Genomic DNA, 22,306 nt, shown 5'->3' with positions numbered 1-22,306 from the left:
ACCATTGATGAGGACAGCCCCATGAAACCATTCATTCTTCCAGTAATCCTCCTTGGTTTGTGCAGCTGTGGCGGCGGAGGTGGCGGCGCTGATAGCAGCGCTGCAGCACCTGCAACAGCCGCGCCAGTGACCACCACGGCACCAACCCCACCACCAAGCACAACGCCACCGGTGGCCACGCCGGCCGCGCCGATCACCACCAGTGATCTGGTGGCAGCCCTCGAGATGGATTTCAGCAGTGCCGCCGAAGTCGCCGTTAGTGTTGACATTGGCAACAGTGGCTCCGCATTTGTTGCGCTCTACAGCGACTATCGCGAACAAGGGGGTAGCTATCTGCCTAACTACCAGCAACGATTAAGTGGCGGCATGACCAATAACGGCAAATTTTCAGCCCAAGTGGCGGTAGCGGCAGGGCAAGAACACTTGCTTATTGAGGTGTGGCGTCATGACGGCGGCAGTATCGCGCAGCAACGCTTGGTTTCGTTAGCGGCCACCGAAATCCACTGGACTGTGGATTGATCAATCATCTTACTGAGAACCCACGGCGCCCAGCATGGCGCCGTTTTTATTGGCTTACGGTCATCCAGCGTTCGCATCAGCCGGATTGCTAAGGGCCCGTGCTTTGCCCCACAATGGCGCTAATTTTCAATCGCAAGGATCACAGCAATGGCACAGGTAGCCTTTATCGGATTGGGCGTGATGGGGTATCCCATGGCGGGGCATCTTCACAATGCAGGCCATCAAGTGCGGGTATACAACCGCACCAACAGCAAAGCGCAGCAGTGGGTTGCACAATATGGTGGCAGCAGCGCCGCTACCCCAGCAGAAGCGGCGGACGGCGCAGAAATGGTGTTTGTGTGTGTGGGTAACGATGACGATCTGCGCTCGGTGTTGCAGGGTGAGCAAGGCGCCTTTGCCACCATGAAACCCGGTTCGATCTTAGTGGATCACACCACGGCTTCAGCCGATGTTGCTCGCGAGATGGCGCAGATCGCAGCCAATGCCAGCATCGGCTTTATCGATGCACCAGTATCCGGCGGTCAAGCGGGAGCCGAAAACGGGGTGCTTACGGTGATGTGCGGTGGCGATGAGCGCCAGTTTGCTCAAACTCAGCCAGTGATGGACGCCTTTGCGCGCAGTGTGGTGTTGATGGGCCCGTCAGGCAGCGGTCAGCTGACTAAGATGGTGAACCAGATCTGCATTGCCGGAGTGGTGCAAGGCTTAGCGGAAGGCGTGCATTTTGCCCAAAAGGCCGGGCTTGATGGCGACAAAGTGTTTGATGTGATCAGCAAAGGGGCAGCGCAGTCGTGGCAGATGGAAAATCGCAGCGCCACCATGCTTAAGGGTGAGTTTGATTTTGGCTTCGCGGTGGATTGGATGCGTAAAGATCTGGACATCGCGTTAACCGAAGCCCGCCGCAATGGTGCGCAGCTGCCGTTAACGGCGCTGGTGGATCAGTTTTACGCCGAGGTGCAAACGTTGGGCGGCAATCGCTGGGATACCTCGTCGCTGAAGTCGCGCTTGAACTGAGCCGCTGCCGAGATGGGCTTGCTCGGTGATTGCGGTTGCCAAAGCGGTGGCTGCCGGTGTTGTTAGCGCAGCTGACTGTCTTTGCTGCCACGGCGATTAAAGCTGTGCTGTAACCGCTGCTGGGCATCGTGCTGCTGTTGGCACTCGACACAGCGTTGCACCCCGGGCAAGGCTTGTTGTCGTGCCAGTGGGATGGGGTGATCGCATTCAATGCACGTCTTGGCGCTGCAGCGGTTGTGTTTGGGCAGTTGCCGATTGGCAATGGCGATAGCGTCGGCTATGGATGCGTCGATCTGCTGTTGCACCGCGCCATCGCGGCTAAATCCTCCGGCCATGATCGTCTCCTCGGTAAAGTGAAGAGTCGATGATACGACGTGACAAACAAGATGATAATTTAGCCAATCAGTAAATCACTGTTGCTGTATGGCAACAATTGCAGCGGTGATTATGGGCAACAAAAAAGCCACCGAATCGGTGGCTTTTGGTTAGCGGCTTTGTTTCAAACGAAACCAAGCGTGGCGCCGTTGGCGCTGGGCATTATGCTTGGTGGCCAAACACGACCTCCAGTTCAATATTACACACGGCGGCCAAAGCCGATTTGCTGGCACGCACTTGGCTGATGTCGCTGGCTTCAACTTCCAACAGCATGGCACGGCGGATCTCGGCAAACTCCACTTTTTGCAGTGCCAAGGCGTTTAGGGCCATCTGCATTGGTGGCAAGCTTGGGTTGAACGCGGCATTTTCAGCGTAGCGACCACAGAAACGGCGGCCATCAGCGGTTTCCAATACAACCGCCGATGGGCTGTTAGAGTACGGCGCGTAACTGGCGCTGGCGTGTTGCAAAGCTAACTGCGCCAGCTCATCGCTGTTGTCTAGCTCCAGTTGATGGGCTGGGGCGCTCATCAAACCAAATTCGATGCCTAAGTTTTTAGGGCCGAAAGCGTATGGCAGGTAATGGGATAACCCTTTGCTGCCTTCGCTTGGTAAGGTGATCTGCAGTTCTTTAAGCGTGGTTAGCTCATTCATAAACTGACGGCAGTGACCACAAGGAGAGGCATTTACCACAATGTCGCTGATGCTCGACTCACCGGATAGCCACGCGTGGCTGATGGCGGATTGTTCGCCATGCACACTGTGGAATAGGGTTTGTTCAGGCAGTTCCATGTTGGCGCCGAAGTACAGTGCGCCAGACGCCCCGACGGCGATGGCACCAACGTGGAAGTTGGATACTGGCGCAAACGCGAAGTCTGCGGCCAATGGCAACAGGGCCAATAACAAGTCGTGGCCGACCAAACCACTGTCTTGCTCTAGCTGCTGGCGTTCTGCAGCACTGAAGTGGCCCGCAAAAGGTTGGCTTAATCGTTGGCTTAACGATTGCGCTAACGGCTGAGGCATGGCTGCTAGTATTGCTTGGTAATTGTCTTTCATCTGGTATTTCCGAATCGAAACCTATCGCTAGTGTAGGTTTTTGTGAATCGCAAAAGTGTGCGGCCGGTCACGACTGGATCCTCTACAAGCTCTGCAGATAATGCCCTAGCGCAGTTAATAACCGCATTTTGGTGTCATCTTCGCCATGCTTGGCGAACAACTGTTCTAATTGATATAGATATTCTGGGTTATCCAGCTGTTGTTTGCAGTGCTGATGCCACTTATGTTGCTCCGCCTCCGACAAGGTGTAAGGAAAGTTACGACCTCGGTAGAGGAAAAACAGCGGCTCTAAGCGCGGATCATCAAACTGCGGGTTGATGGCAGCGAGGTTTTCCGCCGCAGTGGTGCGGATCAGTTCCATCTGCGCTCGATCGGCATCGCTGAAGAAACCACCATACAATTGTTGATCCACGGGCTTGTGGCTTTGGTCTGGGCCGGAATCGTCATACAACTGATGCAGCTTTTCACGGATCAATTGATGATGCTGGCGCAGCAGCTTGAAGTGCTCGCGACACTGGGCTTTGTCGATATCAAGCCGCTCGGCGTTGGCGTCTTCTAGGCTGCTGGCCGGGGCCACAAACGGGCTTTTGTTCAGGTGCAGCAACTTAACCGGTACGCGCAGCTCGCCTTCGCCCCGCTCGCTGGCCTTTTGGTAGAGCTTGGCTTTTAAGGTGGCCACATCCCACTCAATCAGTGGCGTGGGATCCAAGCGCATATCCACGCAAATCGCCGCGTTTTTGTTGCTTGGGTGCCATGCCATCGGCAACACCAACGAGGCACAGCCGTTACGGGCAGGAAAACGTGAGCTGATGTGCAGCAGTGGCTTCAGCTTGAGAATGTCTATCTGTGGAGACACCGCTTGCTTTTTGCGCAGCTTAAAATAGTGCTGGTACAGCCGTGGCTGTTTTTCTTTGATCAACTTGGCCATGGCGATGGTGGCTTTGACGTCAGACACCGCATCGTGGGCGTTCTCGTGGGCTAAACCATTGGCCACGGTGAGGTGTTCTAACTTAAAACTCGGCACGCCGGGTTCGCGCTCGGGCCATTCAATGCCTTCTGGGCGTAGGGCATAGCAAGCGCGCACCAAATCAATAATATCCCAGCGGCTGTTGCCGTTTTGCCATTCGCGGCCATAAGGGTCAAAGAAGTTGCGGTACAGACTGTAGCGGGTGACTTCATCGTCAAAGCGAATGGAGTTGTAGCCAACGGTGCAGGTGCCGGGCTGGGCCATCTGTTGGTGCACTTTATCGATGAATTCCGCTTCAACCATGCCTAAGCGGTTGGCCTTTTGCGGGGTTATGCCGGTAACAAAGATCGCTTCTGGACTGGGCAGATAATCAAGGGGCAGTTGGCAGTAATATTCAACCGGTTCGCCGATGGGGTTTAAGTCCAAATCGGTACGAATTGCCGCAAACTGGGCTGGCTTATCGCTGGAAGGGTTGGCACCCCACGTTTCGTAGTCGTGCCACAACAGGGTTTGATCAGGCCGCATAGAGTCTCAGAAAAAGCGCAATGAAAAGCGCCAGTCTATCATTGTTTGTTTTAGTTGGCGGCGGCGAAGGCACTGCGAAACAGGAATAATCGATTGAATGATGCTCATTCGGGGCGCGGCAGGCGTCAATTTGGGTGTCATTTGGTGTTGGCGATACAAATTTGCGATGAAACTGGTAACATTTGCGACCATTTTGCGAGAACTCGTGGTTCTTAGCTCAGCGTACACAGCGAAATAAAGGTAGTCCCGATGAACATTCCTCAGGATCTGGCTCAGTTGCAGATTTTTCCCAAACGCCGTTTTCAGGTTTATCAACAGCGGCAGTTGCATAAAATAGAACTGGTTAAACGCCTGCCTCAGGAACTGCAATTCGACATGAAAGTGGTGGCCAGTGTGCTGCCGTTCCGAGTGAACGAGTATGTGGCCAACGATCTGATCAACTGGGATAACATCCCGCAAGATCCGATCTTTCAGCTGTCGTTCCCACAACGCGGCATGTTGGCGCCAGAAGCGTTTGAGCGCATGGCCGAGCTGCTGAAGACCGAGCCAACGGCAGAACAGGTGTTCCAGCTAGGTGGCGAACTGCGTGGCGAGATGAACCCGCACCCAGCAGGGCAGATGAGCCTGAACGTACCGGAATTGGACGGCGAAAAACTGCCAGGGATGCAGCATAAGTACGCTGAAACCGTGTTGTTCTTCCCGGCTCAGGGGCAGTACTGCCACAGTTACTGTACTTTCTGTTTCCGTTGGGCGCAGTTTGTTGGTAAGTCGATGCGTTTTAACTCTAACGACGCCGATACCTTACACCGCTACTTAGCGGCGCACCCTGAAGCCTCGGATCTGCTGATGACCGGCGGGGATCCAATGGTCATGCGGACGAAGAAGATCGCCGAGTACGTCGAGCCGCTGATCGACTCCGAAGCCCACGAGCACATCAAAACCGTTCGTTTTGGCACCAAGGCACTGACCTTCTGGCCATACCGCTTTGTGACCGACGACGACGCCGATGAATTGCTGGATCTGTTCCGCCGTTTAGTGCAATCCGGCAAGCACGTGTCGATCATGGCGCACTTGAACCATTGGCAAGAGATGGAAACCCCCATCTTTGAAGAAGCGGTACGCCGTATTCGTGCCACCGGCGCCAACATTCGTTGTCAGGCACCGTTGCTGGCCAACATCAACGATAACGCCGATGACTGGGTGAAGATGTGGCAGAAGCAGGTGCAACTTGGCTTGATCCCGTACTACATGTTTGTGGAACGCGATACGGGCCCGAAGCGCTACTTTGAAGTGCCGCTGTATAAGGCTTACGAGATCTACCGCGATGCCATTCAGCGGGTATCCGGCTTGGCTCGCACCGCTCGTGGCCCAAGCATGAGCGCTGGCCCAGGTAAAGTTGAAGTGCAGGGGATCACCGAAATCAACGGTGAGAAGGTGTTTGTGCTGCGCTTTATTCAAGCGCGTAATTCAGATTGGGTGCAGCGCCCGTTCTTTGCCCAGTACGACGAAAGCGCACACTGGCTGGACGATCTCAAACCGGCCTTTGGCGAGGAGAAATTCTTCTGGCAAGAGGAATACGAAGCCGTCAGTAGCGAAGCGTAAGTTTTCGTTGCACCAACAACGCCCTGCATTCGCGGGGCGTTTTGCTGTTGGCGCCACCCACAACGTAGAGGCCAGTCGGGTGTAGGCTGCTATCGTTCGGTTGGCGATTAGGATCATGCCAATTGCGACTAAACTGAAGTGATTCTGAGCAGCCAAAGTGGCAGGTATCTTACTGGATGCTGTATCTATCCAGCGCACCGCAAAGGGCAATGAGCTGCCGCTGGCTGCAGTGGCTGTGTGGCTTGTTGTTGATTGGTTGCAGCGTGGGGGCTTTTGCCAGCACTTCTGCGGTGGCTGGTTCACTGCTGGATGCCCCCTTAGACGATGTGTGGCCGGTGATGGCCCAACCTTCTGGCGGCGATCTGGATGAGATGGTGGCGCGCGGTGAAATTCGCGTACTGACCACCTTTACGCTGGGGTGGTATTACATCGATCGCGGCCAGCCCAACGGCATCACCTACCACCTTACCCAGCTGTTTGAACAATACGCCCGCCGTACCTTAGGCCAAGCCGCCACACGGTTAAAAGTGACAGTGATCCCCGTGCGCCGAGATCAACTGTTGGAGCACCTACGCAATGGCCACGGCGATCTGATCTTTGCCAACCTGACCATTACCCCATCGCGATTGACCCAAATTGATTTTTCCGATCCCGTTAGCCGCGGGGTAAAAGAGCTGTGGATCAGCGGGCCCAAACAAACGGCGCCCAACAGCTGGACCCATTTGAGCGGCAAACAAGTGGTGGTGCGGCGCGAGTCCAGTTACTACGACAGCCTAGTGAGCTTGAATCAACGCTTGGTGCAACGGGGCTATGCGCCAGCGACGATTCAACTCGCGGATCCGCGCTTAGAGGATGAGGATCTGATGCAGATGGTGGCGCAAGGTTATTACCCCGCCACCGTGGTTGATGCACATAAAACCTGGCCGTGGCGTAAATCGTTGCCGCAGATGAACGCCCACGATGACATCGTGTTACGCAGCGATGGCGAAATCGCTTACGGTTTACGCCAACACAGCCCACAGCTAATGGCGCTGCTTAATGGCTTTGTCAGCGAGTCGGCGCAGGGCAGTAAGGCGCTTAATCTCTTAGTGAATCGATTTTTGAAGACCGATCGTTGGGTGAAACCGGCGTTAGAGCAAAGCGCGTTCAGTAAGGCGGAGCAACTGATCCCGCTGTTTCAAAAATACGCCAGTCAGTACCAGTTTGATTGGGTGTTGTTGATGTCGTTTGCCTATCAAGAATCGCGCTTTGACGTGAATGCCCGCAGCAGTGTGGGGGCTGTGGGGATCATGCAGGTGATGCCCGCCACCGCCCGAGATAAGAAAATCAACATTCGCCACATTGAGCGGTTGGAAAACAACATCCACGCCGGAACCAAGTACTTAGCGTTGTTGCGGCAGCAGTACTTTGCTGACGACAGCCTGTCTGATTTTAACCGCACCATTTTCTCGATGGCGGCTTATAACGCTGGCCCCAACCGCATCAATCGATTACGGCGCAAGGCGATTCAACGTGGGTTAGACGGCAACGCATGGTTTAACAACGTGGAAGACATCGTGGCCGCCGAAGTGGGCGCAGAGCCGATCAACTACGTGGCCAACATCTACCGTTTTTACATTATTTATAAGCGGGTATTGGCGGAATCTAGCGAGCGGGAGACGATTCGGCAGCGGTTGCAGCCGGGAGTTCCGGAGCCGACAGCAGCCGACTCTTCGCCATAAAGTGGCGATGGTGTTGTTGCAGCTGCGCCAATTGCGCGTGCGTGTGGTGGGGATCGTACTGCAACTGGATAAAGGCATGGCACAGCGGTTGGTAAAGTTGATGCAGCTGCGCCGAGTGCCTTTCAAGTCGCTGCAGGTGTGCCAGCGGTGCCTCATGTGGCTGGCGTTGCAGTTGCCAGCGTTGCAGCCGCTGTTGGGCGCTTTGGTACAGGCGCACCGCTTTGCTGGGACGCGGTTGCCGTTGTAATAAGCCCGATTGCGTTAAGCCAACCAACAGTAAGGTAATGGCTAAAATGGTCGCCACTTTCCACCACTGAAAGCCCCCCAGCCAACGCTGCCATAACTGCAATTGCCGGTCGTTATCAAAGCCGATGATGTAACGACTCCAGTGGTAATCCAGCTGCGCCATCATCCCCCGCAGTTGCCACAGCAGTTTGTTATTGCGCCACGTAAACAGGCCGCCACCGGCCAAAAATTCCGCTTGGTCGCCAAAGGCGGCTTCGGCGCCTTGCTCAACCCGTTCTGGGGCAACCGCTGCGGTTGGATCCAGTCGCACCCAACCCTGATCCGCTTGCCAGTATTCAACCCACGCATGGGCGTTGTATTGATACACCGACACAAAGCGGTTACTGGCGTTTAATTCGCCCCCTTGATAACCGGTCACCACTCGGGCTGGAATGCCTGAAGCTCGGGCTAAAAAGACCGTGGCCGAGGCATAGTGGCCGCAAAATCCCGCTTGGTTGGTAAAGAGAAAATCATCGATCTGATCGCGCCCCAGCGGTGGCGGTTTCAGGGTGTAACGAAACGGCTGTTGGCGAAAATGGCGTAACAACGCTTGCAGCCGCTCGCCGCTATTGGGGTGCTGCGCCGCCAGCTGCGTTGCCCATTGCCGCGCTTGGTCATTACCGCTGGCGGGCAGTTGCAGGTTTTTTCTGCGTGCTGCTGCGGTGAGCTGTGGCAGCGCGGGCAGCTGCCCCTGCTGCAAGGTTAAACGAGTGCGGCTGGCCAAGGGGGTTACCCAACCGAGGCGTTGTTCGGGCTGGGGCTGCACTTTATTGCTGTTACTGACACTGCCAGCCAGCACCGCTAACCAGCGCTGATTATTGGCTTCAACGTGCAGTTCATAGTGGCGGTAGGGGGGCAGCGGTGTGGCCGCAAACCGAGGCTGAAACGAGGTGTCGGCTTGGCTGCGCCAGCGCTGGCCATCGTAATGATCCAGCACCAATGCCCGCCAATACAGCTGCGCCGGCGGCGGCACCGGCTCATCAAAACTGGCTCGCATCACCAGCTCATCGGATCGGGTTAATTGGGCGATGTCACCCAACGCCATCGAATCCGCCAGGCCGGTGCGGGCGATGCTGCTGTTTTGGATCTGCCACATCGGCGGTAATCGTGGGATCAGTGCAAACAGCACCAACGCCAACGGCAGGCTGGCCACAACGACTTTAAGCGATAACAGCAGCGTTTGTTTAGGCGGTTGCAGCCGATAGTTGCTGATCATACTGGCACTGTTGAGCGCCACCATTAACAGCAGTTGCAGCCCCATTTCCGGGCCAAAGCGGTCGAGCAGGTGCAGACCAATCAGGAAGTAACCCGTCAGCACCACCACCATCAGATCTTTGCCATCGCGGGCTTCAATGCTTTTTAGCGAGTAGCCCAGCAGCAACAGATTGATAAGGGTGATCATGGTGCCGGTGCTGAGCACTTGGCTTAACAGCGCGATGGCGGCACCGATCCCAAGCACATTCAGTAACCAGCGCGGCGGTCGTGACCAGCGAGCGTAGAAGATCCCCAACCGCCACAACAGACATAAGCCAACAATGGCAAGGGTCCAGTGGCTGGCTTGGCCAACCAGCGGCAAGATGATCGCGATCTGCGCCAACAGCATCCAACCTTGGGTGGTTCGGTTGATGCCGATCATGGTGTTACCCGATATAACGCCAGCGCGTCTAAGCAGCGTTGCAGGTGGCTGGTGCCAAGGCTGGCATCAAACTGCAGCTCCCCCAGTTGCAGGGCGTAGGGGTGTTGTTGTTGCTCTAGTTGCAACAGTTTGTCGGTCAGGTGGGATAACCCCTGTTCGAGTTCGATTTGGGGGGCCAGCGTTAACAGCCGCGGGGTGGCAACGGGCTCGATAAATTGTTTTATCTGCCAAGTGCCCGATTGAGCCACTTGTTTCCACGCCACTCGGCTTTGGCTGTCGCCGGGTTGCCAGCGTTCGAGGCCATGAAAGTCGTCTAAACCCGAACGGTATTTCTCCGGGTTGTCTTGATCGTCATCGCCGCTGTTGTCAAAGCCGGTTGGGCCGGGGATGGCTTGCGGCCAGATGGTGGCCGACAACGCTAAATCCTGCACCGACCAAGCGCGACATAAACCCAAAGGGTAACGGCTTTCTATCCAGATCCGGCCGGGGTTCAGTAAGCCGCGGCGCTGTGCTAATTGCTGCATGTCACACAAGCTGGGCTGATCCGGTGCCACATCCACCACCTGTTGTTCGCCCTTGGCAAACCGCAGCCGCAGGTGATGACGAGGGCGATTGGCGCTCAGGCTAACGCTAAAAATGGCGTACTGCTGTTGATGGCAGCCTTGGCTGGCGCCGGCACTGAGTTGCAGCCCGGTGAGATTACGAAACGCCATTAATAAGCTGGTATGGAACACACTTAACAGCAAAAAGGTCAGCGCTAAGATCAGGTTGTTTTGGTAGTTGGTGCCCAGCACGAACAGCACTAAGCACATCAGCAGATAGGCAATGCCAGCGCCGCTGGGCAAGATAAAGATGCTGCGGTGGCTTAGGGTTTGTTCGCGGCTGGCGGGCAGGCGATTTTGCAGCCATCGACGCCAGCGCTGTTGCCAAAATTCGCTCATTGGATGGGGTTTACCGCCGCTAAAATCTGCTGGGCGTAGACGGTGCCATCGCTGCGAAATCCGGCTCTGAGTCGGTGTTCACTCACGGCGCTGAACACCGCTTGAATGTCGTCGGGGACCACGTAACTGCGGCCGGAGATCAAGGCCCACGCTTTGGCGGCGGCCAGTAAGGCGCGGCTGGCTCGGGGAGAGAGTGGCGCCGATTGGCTGTCGCTACGACGTGAGTAGTGCACCAGCGCCAGCAGATAATCCAGCACGGCATCGGTCGCCCCAACGCGGCGGCATTGCTGTTGCAGATCGAGCAGCCCGTCAAGGGTTAACTTGGGGCTGAGCTGGTGCAGTTGATCGGCTAAGTGGTTGCCTTGCAGCAGCTGTTTTTCCGCGGCCAAACCGGGGTAGCCCAAGCTCAGGCGCATCATAAAGCGATCCAGCTGCGATTCCGGCAACGGGAAGGTGCCGGATTGTTCTTGCGGGTTTTGGGTGGCAATCACAAAAAAGGGTTGGGGCAACGGGTGGGTGGTACCGTCGATGCTGACTTGTTGCTCGGCCATGGCTTCAAGTAACGCACTTTGGGTTTTGGGGCTGGCGCGGTTGATCTCATCGGCCAGTAAAATTTGATGGAAAACCGGCCCAGGGTGAAACTCAAACTGTTGTTGCTTGGGCTCGAAGATGTTCACCCCAACCAGATCCGCGGGCAGCATATCGGCGGTAAATTGCACCCGCTGATGGCTTAACCCTAAGGTTTTCGCCAGAGCGGTAGAAAGGGTGGTTTTGCCCATGCCCGGCAGATCTTCTAGCAACAGATGCCCGCCCGCCAAGAGGCACGCGAGCGCGAGTTTCAGCTCGTGGGGTTTGTCCAGCAGCACCTGCTCTAACTGGCGCAATACCGGTGCGATTTGCCCATCCATGTTCAATCCCTTGTGGTCATTTGTACTGGTTATCCGTAACCAAACGGCTTAGTAGCGCCGATTTCGTTCGCTGTCGGTCATCAGCGGTATGGTGCGTTGATCTAAGGTGGCGTAGATCAGCTGATAGCTCAAGATCGCCTCGACATATTCTCGGGTTTCTTTATACGGAATGGTCGCCACAAACTGCGCGGCAGTCAGGTTGCCTTGGGAGCGTTTCAGCCACTGTTTGACGCGATGAGGGCCGGCATTATAGGCGGCACTGGCCAGCAGCCGGTTTTGACCATATTGGTGATACAGCTGCCGATAATAGGCCGAGCCCAGCTGAATGTTGCGCTTGGGTTGGTAGAGATCCTTCACCTTGCGATAGGGCACGCCAATCTTTTTGGCGGTGGCTTTGGCCGTGGTGGGCAGCAACTGCATCAAACCGTGGGCGTTGGCAGACGATTTGGCGGCGGGGTAGAGCGCACTTTCTCGTCGAGCAACCGCTTGCAGTAAAGCCATGTCTAAATGGCGCAGTTCGGCAAACTTCAGAAAGTGCTCGCCGTAGGCGGTGGGAAAGCGCCAATCCAGTGCGTTCCACATTTTGGTTTGAATGGTGCCCGCTACGGTCAGAAAGTGCCACTGTTTGTCGTGGGTGATCGCCAGCAGCGCGGCTTGCTCTGGTTGCGATAATCGTTTCAGCAACCAGCGCTGCTCTTGTTTGGCGTCGTGATGTTTATTCAATGCCATCAACTCTTGGATGCGAGCGAACGCAGGGTGCTGCCGCACGGCATCGTTATCGCTGCGTTTAAAGGCTGGCAGTTGTCGCTGCATGGCGTAGTTTTGTCCCAGCTGCTGGGCTGCCATAAAGCCGTAGTAGTTGCGCCGTTGTGCCAGCGGTCGCCAGATCGCCGTTGCGGTTTGTACGCCGTGATGGTGCAGGGCAACATAGCCGCGCCAGAACAGCCATTCGCTGTTGTTTTTGGCTTTCTCTGATAGCTGGTTTAACCAATAGTCGGTGCTGTCCCAATCGCTGCTAAAGATGGTTTGCCGGAGCCGCTGTTGTTTCAGTTTGTCGGTGCCATATTGCGCTAACACCGCCGTATGGGATGGGGTCCAGTAGTTGTCTAGCAAGCTGCGATACAGCTGGGTGCGGGCGCTGCTGCGGCGATTGTCGTCGCTTAAATGAGGCTGCCATTTTTGCCATTGTCGCCAAGCGCTTTGAGGTTTGCTGCGAGCTAATTTTTTCAGGGAACGCAGCACAATTTGCTGACCTGCTTCGGTGTTGGCTAACGCGGGGCGCAGCCGCAACTCTTGCGGGTGTTTGTACAGCCGGGTAAGCAGATCCCCCTGCTGACGATAGGATTGGTTGAGCAAGCTATTTAGGTAACGCAGCAAGCTGTATTGGCGCGCATCGTAGGCCAGCAACATGCGCTGCCAGATCAACGATTGGCTGCGTTGCCCTGCTTGCTGCCATTGGCTAAACAGCGGATCGCAGGCTTTGTCGCGGCTTTTGCCGTGCAGCCACAGCTGATTGGCCCCGGCGTAGGCTTCGCCGGTTTGTTTTTGGCTTAACCGTGCGCGGTAGTAATAACACTGCAGTCGCTCTGATTTTGGCGGCTCGGGGCTGACGGTGAGAAAATCCTGCCAGCGACGGCGTTTGCCGCGATCGCTTAAATAGCTGAGCTTAAATTGGTGGTACAGCGGGGTACTGGCTAGCTCTTGCAGCACTTCAATCGCTTGTTGGGCGCTGAGTTTGCTTAATTGGCTGCGGCGAAAGTGGTAATCCAAATAGGGGCTGAGTGGGTACTCATCCAGCTTACGCCGATATTTAAAGTAAGAATTATGGTTGCCCATTCGCAGTGCTTCCCGCGCTTGGGCGTACCACGCACGTTGCTGCTCAATAGAGGCGGCACTTACGCTTGGCGGCGTAAGTAATAAAGTTAGAGTGCATAACAGCCCTAACCAATGGCGTAACGTCCTTGCCACGGTTGAGACACTCCTTGTGTCAGTAGGTGAGAATGGTTGCTTGTCAGCGTGCATCAGCTTATCAGACCGCCGCAGTTCGCATTTGGTTGCATGGCGTTAACGCCATCGCTAGCCTAAGGGTAGTCAGTTGCGGTGATGATGGCTGCGGTGCCATGGTTGCGGCACAGTGACAGCCTCGCGCTAGTATCGCAATAATTAACGCAGGAGTGGTCAGGCCATTCCCACCTGCAATAAAACACGGCAAGCCCCTTTCTAATGGAATATCAATGGCGATGCCTGCGGTCGCCACCTCAGTTTGTAAGGTAAGGAACCGCCCATGAAAAAATCCCCCCAGTGGCAGCTTCAACGGAGTGAGGTCACTCCGGAATCGGTGTTTCAGCAACGACGCAATATCATCAAAGCCTTGGGCCTGTCCGCCATTGGCGCCAGCGTGCCAATGGGAGTGCAAGCGGGGCTCTCGGATTGGTTTGGCAAATCCGCTCCAGCCACCGCCCCGCGCCAGCCACTGAGCTTTAGCCAAACCTTGCGTTATGGCATTACCGATCCGCTTACGCCTGAAGACAAAATACTAACCCATAACAACTTTTATGAGTTTGGTACCGCGAAAACGGATCCCAGTGAAAACGCCCAAGGGCTGATCACCGATCCGTGGCAACTCAGTATCGAAGGGGAAGTTGAAAACCCTAAGGTGTGGAGTGTGGCCAATATTTTGGACAGCTTTCCGTTAGAAGAGCGCATTTATCGCTTACGCTGCGTTGAGGCGTGGTCGATGGTGGTGCCGTGGTTGGGGATCCCTTTGGCGCGGCTGATTGAGCAAGCCAAACCCAACAGTAAAGCCAAGTACGTGGCGTTTGAGACCCTGTACGATCCAGAACAGATGCCGGGGCAGCGCAGTCGTTTTACTGGCGGTGGCATTAATTACCCTTACGTTGAAGGGCTGCGTCTTGATGAGGCGATGAACGATCTTACCCTGATCAGTTTGGGCTTGTATGGCAAAACACTGGCGCCCCAAAATGGGGCACCAATTCGCTTGGTGGTGCCATGGAAGTACGGTTTTAAGAGCATCAAATCGATCGTTAAAATTCGCTTGGTAGAGAAGATGCCGCCAACCACTTGGACTCAATTGGCGGATCATGAATATGGCTTCTTTGCCAACGTCAATCCGGCGGTAAGCCACCCTCGTTGGTCGCAAGCCACAGAGCGGCGGATCGGCAGCGGCGGTTTGCTGTCGGCCAAACGGATCCCGACCGAACCCTTTAATGGGTACGGCGATCAAGTGGCCTCGCTTTATCAAGGGATGGATCTGCGCCAGTGGTATTAACACTCAAACACAAAGTGTGGTTAACCAAGGGGCTGTTGCATCTGGGCTGCGCCTTGCCGTTGCTGTGGCTGTATCTGCAGATTGAGCTGGGCAACCTTGGTGGCGATCCGGTGCAGTACATTATTCACTTTTTGGGCATGGGCATTTTGCATACCCTTGCCATCACTCTACTGATCTCGCCCTTAGCGAAACGGTATAGGCAAGGCTGGTTGGTGCGGGTACGGCGGCTGATTGGGCTTTGGAGCTTTGTGTATGCGCTGTTGCACGTCGCGGCCTTCCTCGCCTTTGACCTGCTGTTTGATTGGCCGTTATTGCTGAGTGAAACCATTAAGCGTCCCTACATTTTAGTGGGCATGGTGGCGCTGCTGATCTTACTGGCACTGGCCATTACCTCGCCGATGGTGATGCAACGCAAGTTAGGCCGTAGCTGGCAGAAGCTGCATCGCGGGGTGTATGCGGTGGCGCTGCTTGGGCCAATCCATTTTTGGTGGTCGGTGAAATCCGGCAACCTTGAACCTGCGCTGTATTTCAGCGCCTTTGTGCTGCTGTTGTGGTGGCGGAAACCACGGCAACTGTTACAACGGGTTACATTCTCCCGCAGCAAACGCGCCTAGTTGGCTCAACAAGTTGTTAGATAACCGATACAATCCGGTCACTTAATGAAATTCCACGGAGCAAGGAATGAAACCTACCGGAGTGGTTCTGGCGTTGTCTTTGGCGCTATTGGGGGGCTGCCAATCGCAGCCAGCACAACAAGCGGCCGCAGTGGTTTGCGATCAGGCTTGTCAGGCGCAGCAGTTTAATCAGCTTAGCCAGCAGTTTATTGATGAGTTGTGGCAGATAGCCCCAGAGTGGGCGGTGTATCAAGGCAAGTATGAATTTGCGCCAATGCTGTCGTTGCCCAACGAGGCCGAGCGCCAAGCAACCCTTGCGTTTGTCGCTAAGTGGCGCGCGCAGTTGCAAGCGGTACCCAAGGCGCAGCTGCCAGCCGCCACCCAAACCGATCAAACGCTGTTACTGAATCTGGTTGATTCCTTTGAGTGGGAGATCCGCCGTTTTAAAAGCTGGCAGTGGAACCCTTCGCAGTACAACGTTGGCGGGGTCTTTGGTCGAGTGTTGTCAGAGCAATGGGGCAGCGAAGAGCAAGTGCTGCAAGCGGTATTACAGCGGATGCAAAACGTACCGCAATACTATGCGATTGCCCGAACCAACTTAACCAACCCAACCAAAGAGCACACCGAGCTTGGGATCTTGCAAAACCAAGGTTCGTTGCAGCTGTTCAGCCCAGAACTGTTGGCCCGTGCCAAAGCTTCCGATCTCAGCTTTGATGATAAAGCGAACTTCGAACAGCGCTTCTTGGCCTCGCGTCAAGCCATCAGCAGCTACATTGCCCACCTAGAGCAACGCTTACAGCAGATGGAAACCACACCAGGGCGGTCGTTCCGTATCGGCGAAACGCTGTACGAAGAGAAGTTTGCCTTAGACATTCAGGCGGGCATGAGCGCCAAGCAGTTGTATCAACGCGCGGTGCAAGACAAAGATAAAGCCCAGCAGCAGATGGTAAAAATTACCGAACAGCTGTGGAGCAAGTACTTCAGCAAGCCGATGCCAACCGATAAGTTGCTGGCGGTACGGCAATTGATCGATAAGCTGTCGGCCGCGCACGTTGAGCGCGAGAACTTTGTTAGCGAAGTTCGCCAGCAGATCCCAGAGCTGGTGCAGTTTGTGAATCAACACGATCTGCTTACCTTGGATCCAACCAAACCTTTGGTGGTGCGAGAAACTCCGGCCTACATGCGCGGCTTTGCTGGGGCCAGTATCTCTGCGCCAGGGCCGTACGATAATGGCGGCAACACCTATTACAACGTTACCCCGCTGGATAACATGGGCGCGGAAGAAGCGGAAAGCTACCTGCGAGAATACAACCACTGGGTGTTGCAGATCTTGAACATTCACGAAGCCATTCCGGGGCATTATGCGCAGCTGGTGTACTCCAATAATGAGTCATCGTCGCTGGTTAAAAGCCTGTTTGGTAACGGTGCCATGGTCGAAGGCTGGGCCGTGTACGCCGAACGGATGATGCTCGAGCAGGGTTACGGTGATTTTGAACCCGAATTGTGGCTGATGTACTGGAAATGGAACCTGCGGGTGATTTGTAACACCATTTTGGATTACGGCATTCAGGTGCGCGGCATGACGGAAGAGCAAGGCATGGATCTGCTGGTTAATCAGGCGTTCCAGCAGCAAACCGAAGCATCGCAAAAATGGCGCCGAGCCACTTTAAGCCAAGTGCAGCTGACCTCGTACTATTCTGGTTTCCGTGAAATTTACGATTTACGCGAAGCGTTAAAACAGCAGCAGGGCGAAGATTTCCAGTTGAAGCAGTTTCACCAGCAGTTCCTCAGCTATGGCAGTGCGCCGGTGAAAGAGGTGCGCAGCTTGATGATGAGCAACTAAGGCGGAACCGTCAGCGTGCTTTACTCGCGGTGCTTAGGCACCGCTTTTTTGTGGGGCAAACAACGATTTTGCGCCATCGAACACATCAAGGAGTGATACACTAGGGCCAGTCCAAATGATTATTTTTCGTCGCCCTTGTGGCGATTGACGCTGTAGGTCCTGCATGAACTTGAAACAAGAACTCCATCAACTGAACAACCGTTTGAGCACCGTAAAGCGTAAGCTGCAAGCGGCGCATGAACGCAACGACCAGCTGATCATCGATCAGTTTAACGAGGAAGTTGCAGCGTTGACCAAACGGATCAACAGCGTAAAAACCACCAGCACGCGCCAGTTAAGCAAAAAAGGTGCTGAAATTAAAAACCTGCCTTTTAGCCGTGAACTGACCAAAGCAGAGCAGGCTGATATGGGCGCGCTGAAGAAAAAGGTGCGTGGTTTAGTGGTGGTACACCCGATGACGGCGGTTGGCCGTGAGATGGGCGTTAGCGTGGTAACCGGCTACGCTGCCAAGAAATTCTGATTGTTGAAATACAACAATCAAAAAGCCCCAGCATGCTGGGGCTTTTTTGTGTCTGCGCGTTTGTAGCTAACACAGGTTAAACAGGCTTTCGGGAGATAAGCCTTCACTGGTCAGTTTTTGGCGCAACTTGCCAAGTGCGGCGGTTTGGATTTGGCGTACTCGTTCCCGAGTCAGGCCAATTTCGTTGCCAACCTTTTCTAAGGTCATTGGTTCGTAACCCAACAGGCCAAAGCGGCGAGCAATGATCTCTTTCTCTTTGTCGGTTAGTGATAACAGCAGCTCGCTGACCGATTGATTCATGTCGTCCTGTTCAACCTTGCTGCTGACTTCGGTTTCGTCGGCCACCAAATCAACAATCGATTTGTCGGCATCGCCGGCCAATGGCGAGTCTAACGAAGCGGTTTTCTCTTTCAGCTTTAAGATCTTGCTAACCTGTTCAACCGGCTTACCTACTTTGTCGGCAATCTCTTCAATGGTTGGCTCGTGGTCAACGTCTTGCGCCAGCTGGCGGGCGGTACGAATGTAGAGGTTAAGCTCTTTCACCACGTGGATCGGCAACCGAATCGTGCGGGTGCTGTTCATGATTGCGCGTTCGATGTTTTGGCGGATCCACCAAGTGGCGTAGGTCGAGAAGCGGAAGCCGCGTTCTGGATCGAACTTCTCTACGGCGTGCATAAGCCCTAGATTGCCCTCTTCGATGATATCCAGTAAGGCCAAGCCGCGGTTGTTATAGCGGCGCGCTATTTTAACCACCAAGCGCAGGTTACTTTCGATCATGCGGTTACGGGATTTTGCGCAGCCTTTGTGTACGCGGCGGGCAAAGTAGACTTCTTCTTCAGCAGTAAGCAGTGGCGAGAACCCAATTTCGCTCAGATACATCTGAGTGGCATCAATGTTCTTAACCAAGTCCTGCTTAACTTGCTCGTCGATAGCGGATGAATCCAGAGCGGGTTCAGCGGTAGTAGACGTTGCAGCGGCGTTGCTGCGTTCCATGTCATAAACGGTGTTATCGAAGCTCATCGTGTTCTCCCATTCTCGCTGGTAAGAATGCGATACGTGCGGTTGTTTAACGGCAGCAACCGTACCCTCACATGATTTGAAGGATTATTCACAATATGTGAATACCTTCTTGCGCGAAACGTGTTGTTTATGGGTCGAATACAATGCCCGACTAATCAACGTTTTCGCTATATCATCGTGACTTACAGCGTCCTTCCCTTAAAGACAGGTCAGATGATGCTCCTATAACTCCACCCTACGAGTCTGCCATTCGATCGTCAACAGTCAATTTTGTGGATTTAACAATGTTGGCCAAGATAAACGAGCGTTTTAAACCACCATTTTTGGGTGTTTATACTTGGGTGATACTAGATGTAGTGGTTTGCATGAAAAGTGAATATTTTATCAAATCGCAAATGTAACAGGTCTGACAACATAGTGGCTTCTGTGGCTAAAGCAGAACTGGCAGTCTGAGGCTGTTTTTAGGCATTAAGACGGTTAATGGCTGGGTTAACGCTGGAAGGGGTTAATCGTTTTAATAAAGTTGGTTTTGTTTTATCGGCTTTCTGAGCGGGCTTGCGATTGTGGGTATGCGGCTTGATTTGGCGTTAAAGGCAAAAAAATCGGGACCACCTCCCCAAGTGGCCCCGTGGCTTCCCCTAAGCCTTAACGGATCGGATGCTGTTGGATCAGCCGGCGCTGTTGCGCTGGCGAGAGTCCACCAAAGTGGTGGATTAAGGTGCGAATTAACTTGGAGCGGCTGAGCTGTTGTTGCTGCGCCTGCGCTATTAATTGGCGGCGGATCTCGGCGGTTAAGGTAAAGCCTGCCCGCACCATCGGTTTCTGTGGTTTGCAGCGTACCAACGTCAGCTGGGGTAACTGCTGGCCTGCGGCATAAAGGGTGGCACCGTCGATGAAACTGTCGACGCTGCTTGCGCGCGGTTTAGCGTTCGCTGACGGACGCATAAGATCGGCTAGTGCCATACTGCTCGTGCTCCAGTTGCTTGGCGCTGTGGGCGTAGCTTATCTCGATCGCCCGTTGATTCTCTTGATGAAGGAGTTCGTTGAAGATCTGCCGCAGTTCGTTCGCGGCTTTGCCTTTGGGCTCTAATTCTAACACTGAGCAGCCAGCTTCTTCGGAGTCATCGTAGATATTTCGCTGGTAAGTTAGTCCTTTTAGCACCCGATACCCCCAAGATTGGCACACATCTCGCGCTTCTAATATTCGCTTCACTTGATTGGGTAAAGAGGGGCACTGCGTTAGCACAAACGCGGATTCTAAGTTGGGGTTGAACATCTGGCTGTTGCTGATCAAATCATCCACATGCTCTAGGGTTTGGAGATCTCGGCGTTTGGGGCGCAATGGCAGCAGCGCAAAGTTGGCTACCGATAAAGCCGCGCGCAGGGCAACGCTGTCTTGGCCACCGCAATCAATGATGATGCACTCGTAATGGTTATTAAGGCTGAGCAGATCGTCGCGGATTTTGCCGTACATCTGCACGCAATTGATCTTGGTGAGAGCGCTATTTTCATTGCGAGATTGGATCCACTTAGAGGTGGTGCGCTGAGGATCGCAGTCCACCACCATAAGCCCAAGGCGGCATTCCACTTGCAGATACACCGCTAAGTTTTGCGCTAGGCAGCTTTTGCCACTGCCGCCTTTTTCGCCGCCAATTAATACAATCATCGTACCTCCATGTACTGCTGCACCCGCCTGAATCGTTGCTTGCAGTATATGAAGGAACCACCAGATTGGTGGTTATAGGGCTAGAACATATGGTTATAAAAATATCCTAAGTTGTTCTAATAAAAGAATAAAGTCAAAGTTATGACGGTGCCGTTCTCTTGGCGAGGACACTGGATTTTGACGTTGCTGGGGCAAGGCGCTGATCCGCTGAGGGTTTCAATCAGGCGTTGGGGCAACAGGGGGGCGATGGCGGCGGTTGCCGCCATCTGAGCAAGCATTAACCGTTGCTGTCTTGGCGGGTTTTTGTGGCTTGGGTTAAGCCAATAAACAGCTCAACCTCGGCTTTGATTTGTTTCTGCTCTGGGCTGGTGGCGCGGCTGCCATTGTTAAAGCGATGCTGCAGCTCGTTGGCCAGATCCGGCTGGAAACGGTTGATGCGCCACTGTTGCAACAGTTGGATGTCGCTGGCCTGCGCGAATTGCTCAACCGGGATGCTGTCGGCGTTAGGGCGCCACTGCTGATACTGTTGCAGCAATTGCTCTTTTAATTGGGCCAACAACGGCGATTTGCTGTCGTGCACGCTGAGGCTTAAACGCTCTAAGGTGTCGCCAATGGCGTGATCCATACCTAGCAGCTGTTGGGTGTGCAGATTGATGAACAGCAGCTCAAACTTGTCGTTACTAAAGATGTCTTGGTTGCTGCTGTGTAGGCACTGGATCGCTTGGCTGTAGTTGTGCTGCTTGGCATAAAACCAGGCGGCAAAAGACATAAAGGCGGCATCGCTGCGCTGCGCCTTGCGACCGCGAGTGATCTCGGCCCACAACGTTTCCAGTGACATGCTGGCGCATTCCGGTAATTGGGCCGCCGACCACGCTAAAAACGCCAATTTATGAGGCCGTTCCCATACGGAGTTGCTGGCTTTAAGGGTGATCTCTTTGATCTTTTGCAACTGGTTGGTATTGGCGCACAAGCCTAAGCCTAATAACACTTGGGCGTAAAGTCGGGTGAGGATCTGCGGTGATAACTGTTGCAGCCCTTGCAGGGTTTTGCTGGCGCTGTCGTATTGATTGCGTGCCAGTTCTAAGCGGCAGCGCAGATCCAGTGCGGGGATAGAGTTGGCGTTCTTCGTGAGCAGGGCCGTTAGGATCCGCTCGGCCGGATCCAACTGTTGCTGGCTCAGCAGCAGTTGGGCATAAAGCAGGTGCGCTTTAACGTGGGCGTTAACGGCGGTGAATTTTTCTAGGATCTTGATGGCGATCAGCGGTTGGCCGCTGTCGCTGATGTGCTGGCACAGGCGGGTAATGGCCAAGTTGTAGCTTTTTTTACTGCTGGCTTGCTGCAGCGATTTTAGCGCCATGGGCGCGCCACCTTGCTGGTATTGCTGCTGTACATGAGCGGCAAAACGGCGGTCGTTCATGGATTGGCGCACGCTTTGGCTAATGATATCGCCACGCAGCGGTTTAACGATAAAGCCGCTGGGATCAAATTCAGAGAAACTGCGTACCACGGCGGCGGAGCTTTCAGCGGTTACCACAAAGATGATGGGATCGTGGCGCAATAATCCGGCGTGGCCCAGACGTTCCAACAACTGCAAGCCGGTGCTGCCTTCGCCTAAGTTGTAATCCACAATAAACAGATCAAACAGTTCACTTTGGAAGGCGCTGTGCGCCTGATTGGCATTGGCGACCAATTTTATGTTGTCGCGGCCAAAGCCTATCTGTTCTAGCAAGAGACGAGTGGATTGGCGAATGATCGGGCTGTCATCCATTACCAAAATCGTCATTTTATCCAATGTCTTCATGGGGTGTCCT

19 protein-coding genes are annotated in these 22,306 nt (G+C 54.4%); 8 read left to right on the top strand and 11 right to left on the bottom strand.

The annotated features are described in order from the left end of the window. Positions 1 to 21: 21 nt before the first annotated feature. Together Q0796_RS00360 and Q0796_RS00355 are read left to right on the top strand one after the other, a co-directional pair. The gene (locus tag Q0796_RS00360) at positions 22 to 519 is read left to right on the top strand and encodes a hypothetical protein (RefSeq protein WP_298439083.1); all 498 of its coding nucleotides are present in this window, start codon (positions 22 to 24) and stop codon (positions 517 to 519) included. Positions 520 to 666: 147 nt separating this feature from the next. After that, positions 667 to 1,530 carry an NAD(P)-dependent oxidoreductase gene (locus Q0796_RS00355; protein ID WP_298439081.1) on the top strand — a complete coding sequence of 288 codons (864 nt, stop codon included), beginning with the start codon at positions 667 to 669 and terminating at the stop codon, positions 1,528 to 1,530. Positions 1,531 to 1,592: 62 nt separating this feature from the next. Here Q0796_RS00355 and Q0796_RS00350 read toward each other — a convergent pair whose 3' ends face one another. The 3 genes from Q0796_RS00350 to sbcB all read right to left on the bottom strand — a co-directional run bounded on the left by Q0796_RS00350 (position 1,593) and on the right by sbcB (position 4,450). Further along, entirely contained in the window at positions 1,593 to 1,865 is a 273-nt protein-coding gene (locus tag Q0796_RS00350; protein WP_298439079.1) for a DksA/TraR family C4-type zinc finger protein, read from the bottom strand. Between the two features lie 202 nt (positions 1,866 to 2,067). Further along, positions 2,068 to 2,958, bottom strand: coding sequence for a cytidine deaminase (gene cdd / locus Q0796_RS00345; protein ID WP_298439077.1), 891 nt, complete (start codon positions 2,956 to 2,958; stop codon positions 2,068 to 2,070). Positions 2,959 to 3,040: 82 nt separating this feature from the next. Further along, positions 3,041 to 4,450, bottom strand: a complete 1,410-nt coding sequence (gene sbcB / locus Q0796_RS00340; RefSeq protein WP_298439075.1) for an exodeoxyribonuclease I — start codon at positions 4,448 to 4,450, stop codon at positions 3,041 to 3,043. A 249-nt stretch (positions 4,451 to 4,699) separates the two neighbouring features. Between sbcB and Q0796_RS00335 the strand changes: the two genes are divergently transcribed. Beyond that, a complete protein-coding gene (locus Q0796_RS00335) occupies positions 4,700 to 6,052 on the top strand; it encodes a lysine 2,3-aminomutase (protein ID WP_298439073.1) in 1,353 nt (450 codons plus the stop codon). 209 nt (positions 6,053 to 6,261) lie between these two features. Beyond that, positions 6,262 to 7,773, top strand: coding sequence for a transglycosylase SLT domain-containing protein (locus tag Q0796_RS00330; RefSeq protein WP_298439071.1), 1,512 nt, complete (start codon positions 6,262 to 6,264; stop codon positions 7,771 to 7,773). Here Q0796_RS00330 and Q0796_RS00325 read toward each other — a convergent pair. Genes Q0796_RS00325 through Q0796_RS00310 form a run of 4 tightly spaced genes read right to left on the bottom strand, consistent with a single transcriptional unit; the run spans position 7,697 to position 13,511 of the window. Then, positions 7,697 to 9,694: a DUF3488 and transglutaminase-like domain-containing protein gene (locus Q0796_RS00325; RefSeq protein WP_298439069.1), complete on the bottom strand. Its 1,998-nt coding sequence runs from the start codon at positions 9,692 to 9,694 to the stop codon at positions 7,697 to 7,699. The genes Q0796_RS00330 and Q0796_RS00325 overlap by 77 nt on opposite strands. After that, complete coding sequence (locus tag Q0796_RS00320) at positions 9,691 to 10,635, bottom strand: DUF58 domain-containing protein (RefSeq protein ID WP_298439067.1); 945 nt, start codon at positions 10,633 to 10,635, stop codon at positions 9,691 to 9,693. Before Q0796_RS00320 ends, Q0796_RS00325 begins: the two co-directional genes overlap by 4 nt. Then, positions 10,632 to 11,543: an AAA family ATPase gene (locus Q0796_RS00315; protein WP_298439065.1), complete on the bottom strand. Its 912-nt coding sequence runs from the start codon at positions 11,541 to 11,543 to the stop codon at positions 10,632 to 10,634. The genes Q0796_RS00320 and Q0796_RS00315 overlap by 4 nt, the downstream gene beginning before the upstream one ends. A gap of 48 nt (positions 11,544 to 11,591) precedes the next feature. After that, entirely contained in the window at positions 11,592 to 13,511 is a 1,920-nt protein-coding gene (locus Q0796_RS00310) for a transglycosylase SLT domain-containing protein (protein ID WP_298439063.1), read from the bottom strand. 316 nt (positions 13,512 to 13,827) lie between these two features. Between Q0796_RS00310 and msrP the strand changes: the two genes are divergently transcribed. The 4 genes from msrP to Q0796_RS00290 all read left to right on the top strand — a co-directional run bounded on the left by msrP (position 13,828) and on the right by Q0796_RS00290 (position 17,809). Continuing rightward, positions 13,828 to 14,832: a protein-methionine-sulfoxide reductase catalytic subunit MsrP gene (gene msrP, locus Q0796_RS00305; protein ID WP_298439061.1), complete on the top strand. Its 1,005-nt coding sequence runs from the start codon at positions 13,828 to 13,830 to the stop codon at positions 14,830 to 14,832. Beyond that, positions 14,823 to 15,446: a protein-methionine-sulfoxide reductase heme-binding subunit MsrQ gene (gene msrQ, locus Q0796_RS00300; RefSeq protein ID WP_298439059.1), complete on the top strand. Its 624-nt coding sequence runs from the start codon at positions 14,823 to 14,825 to the stop codon at positions 15,444 to 15,446. The genes msrP and msrQ overlap by 10 nt, the downstream gene beginning before the upstream one ends. Before the next feature lie 67 nt (positions 15,447 to 15,513). Further along, positions 15,514 to 17,289, top strand: coding sequence for a DUF885 domain-containing protein (locus Q0796_RS00295; protein ID WP_298439056.1), 1,776 nt, complete (start codon positions 15,514 to 15,516; stop codon positions 17,287 to 17,289). Positions 17,290 to 17,452: 163 nt separating this feature from the next. Then, complete coding sequence (locus Q0796_RS00290; protein ID WP_298439054.1) at positions 17,453 to 17,809, top strand: YibL family ribosome-associated protein; 357 nt, start codon at positions 17,453 to 17,455, stop codon at positions 17,807 to 17,809. A 66-nt stretch (positions 17,810 to 17,875) separates the two neighbouring features. Here the strand turns inward: Q0796_RS00290 and rpoS are convergent, their stop codons facing one another. From rpoS to Q0796_RS00270, 4 genes are all read right to left on the bottom strand, one after another. Beyond that, positions 17,876 to 18,829: an RNA polymerase sigma factor RpoS gene (gene rpoS, locus Q0796_RS00285; protein ID WP_298439052.1), complete on the bottom strand. Its 954-nt coding sequence runs from the start codon at positions 18,827 to 18,829 to the stop codon at positions 17,876 to 17,878. A 645-nt stretch (positions 18,830 to 19,474) separates the two neighbouring features. Then, a complete protein-coding gene (locus Q0796_RS00280; RefSeq protein ID WP_298439050.1) occupies positions 19,475 to 19,774 on the bottom strand; it encodes a hypothetical protein in 300 nt (99 codons plus the stop codon). Next, positions 19,752 to 20,495 (bottom strand): division plane positioning ATPase MipZ, encoded by a 744-nt coding sequence (locus Q0796_RS00275; RefSeq protein WP_298439048.1) that lies wholly within the window; start codon positions 20,493 to 20,495, stop codon positions 19,752 to 19,754. Before Q0796_RS00275 ends, Q0796_RS00280 begins: the two co-directional genes overlap by 23 nt. A 277-nt stretch (positions 20,496 to 20,772) precedes the next feature. Further along, positions 20,773 to 22,296 carry a response regulator gene (locus Q0796_RS00270; RefSeq protein WP_298439046.1) on the bottom strand — a complete coding sequence of 508 codons (1,524 nt, stop codon included), beginning with the start codon at positions 22,294 to 22,296 and terminating at the stop codon, positions 20,773 to 20,775. Between the last annotated feature and the right edge of the window lie 10 nt (positions 22,297 to 22,306).

Origin of the sequence: uncultured Ferrimonas sp. (assembly GCF_947489035.1) — a bacterium.
Classification (GTDB): Bacteria; Pseudomonadota; Gammaproteobacteria; order Enterobacterales; family Shewanellaceae; genus Ferrimonas.
Note: the sequence above shows the minus strand (reverse complement) of the source record. Positions and strands in the feature narration are given on the sequence as shown.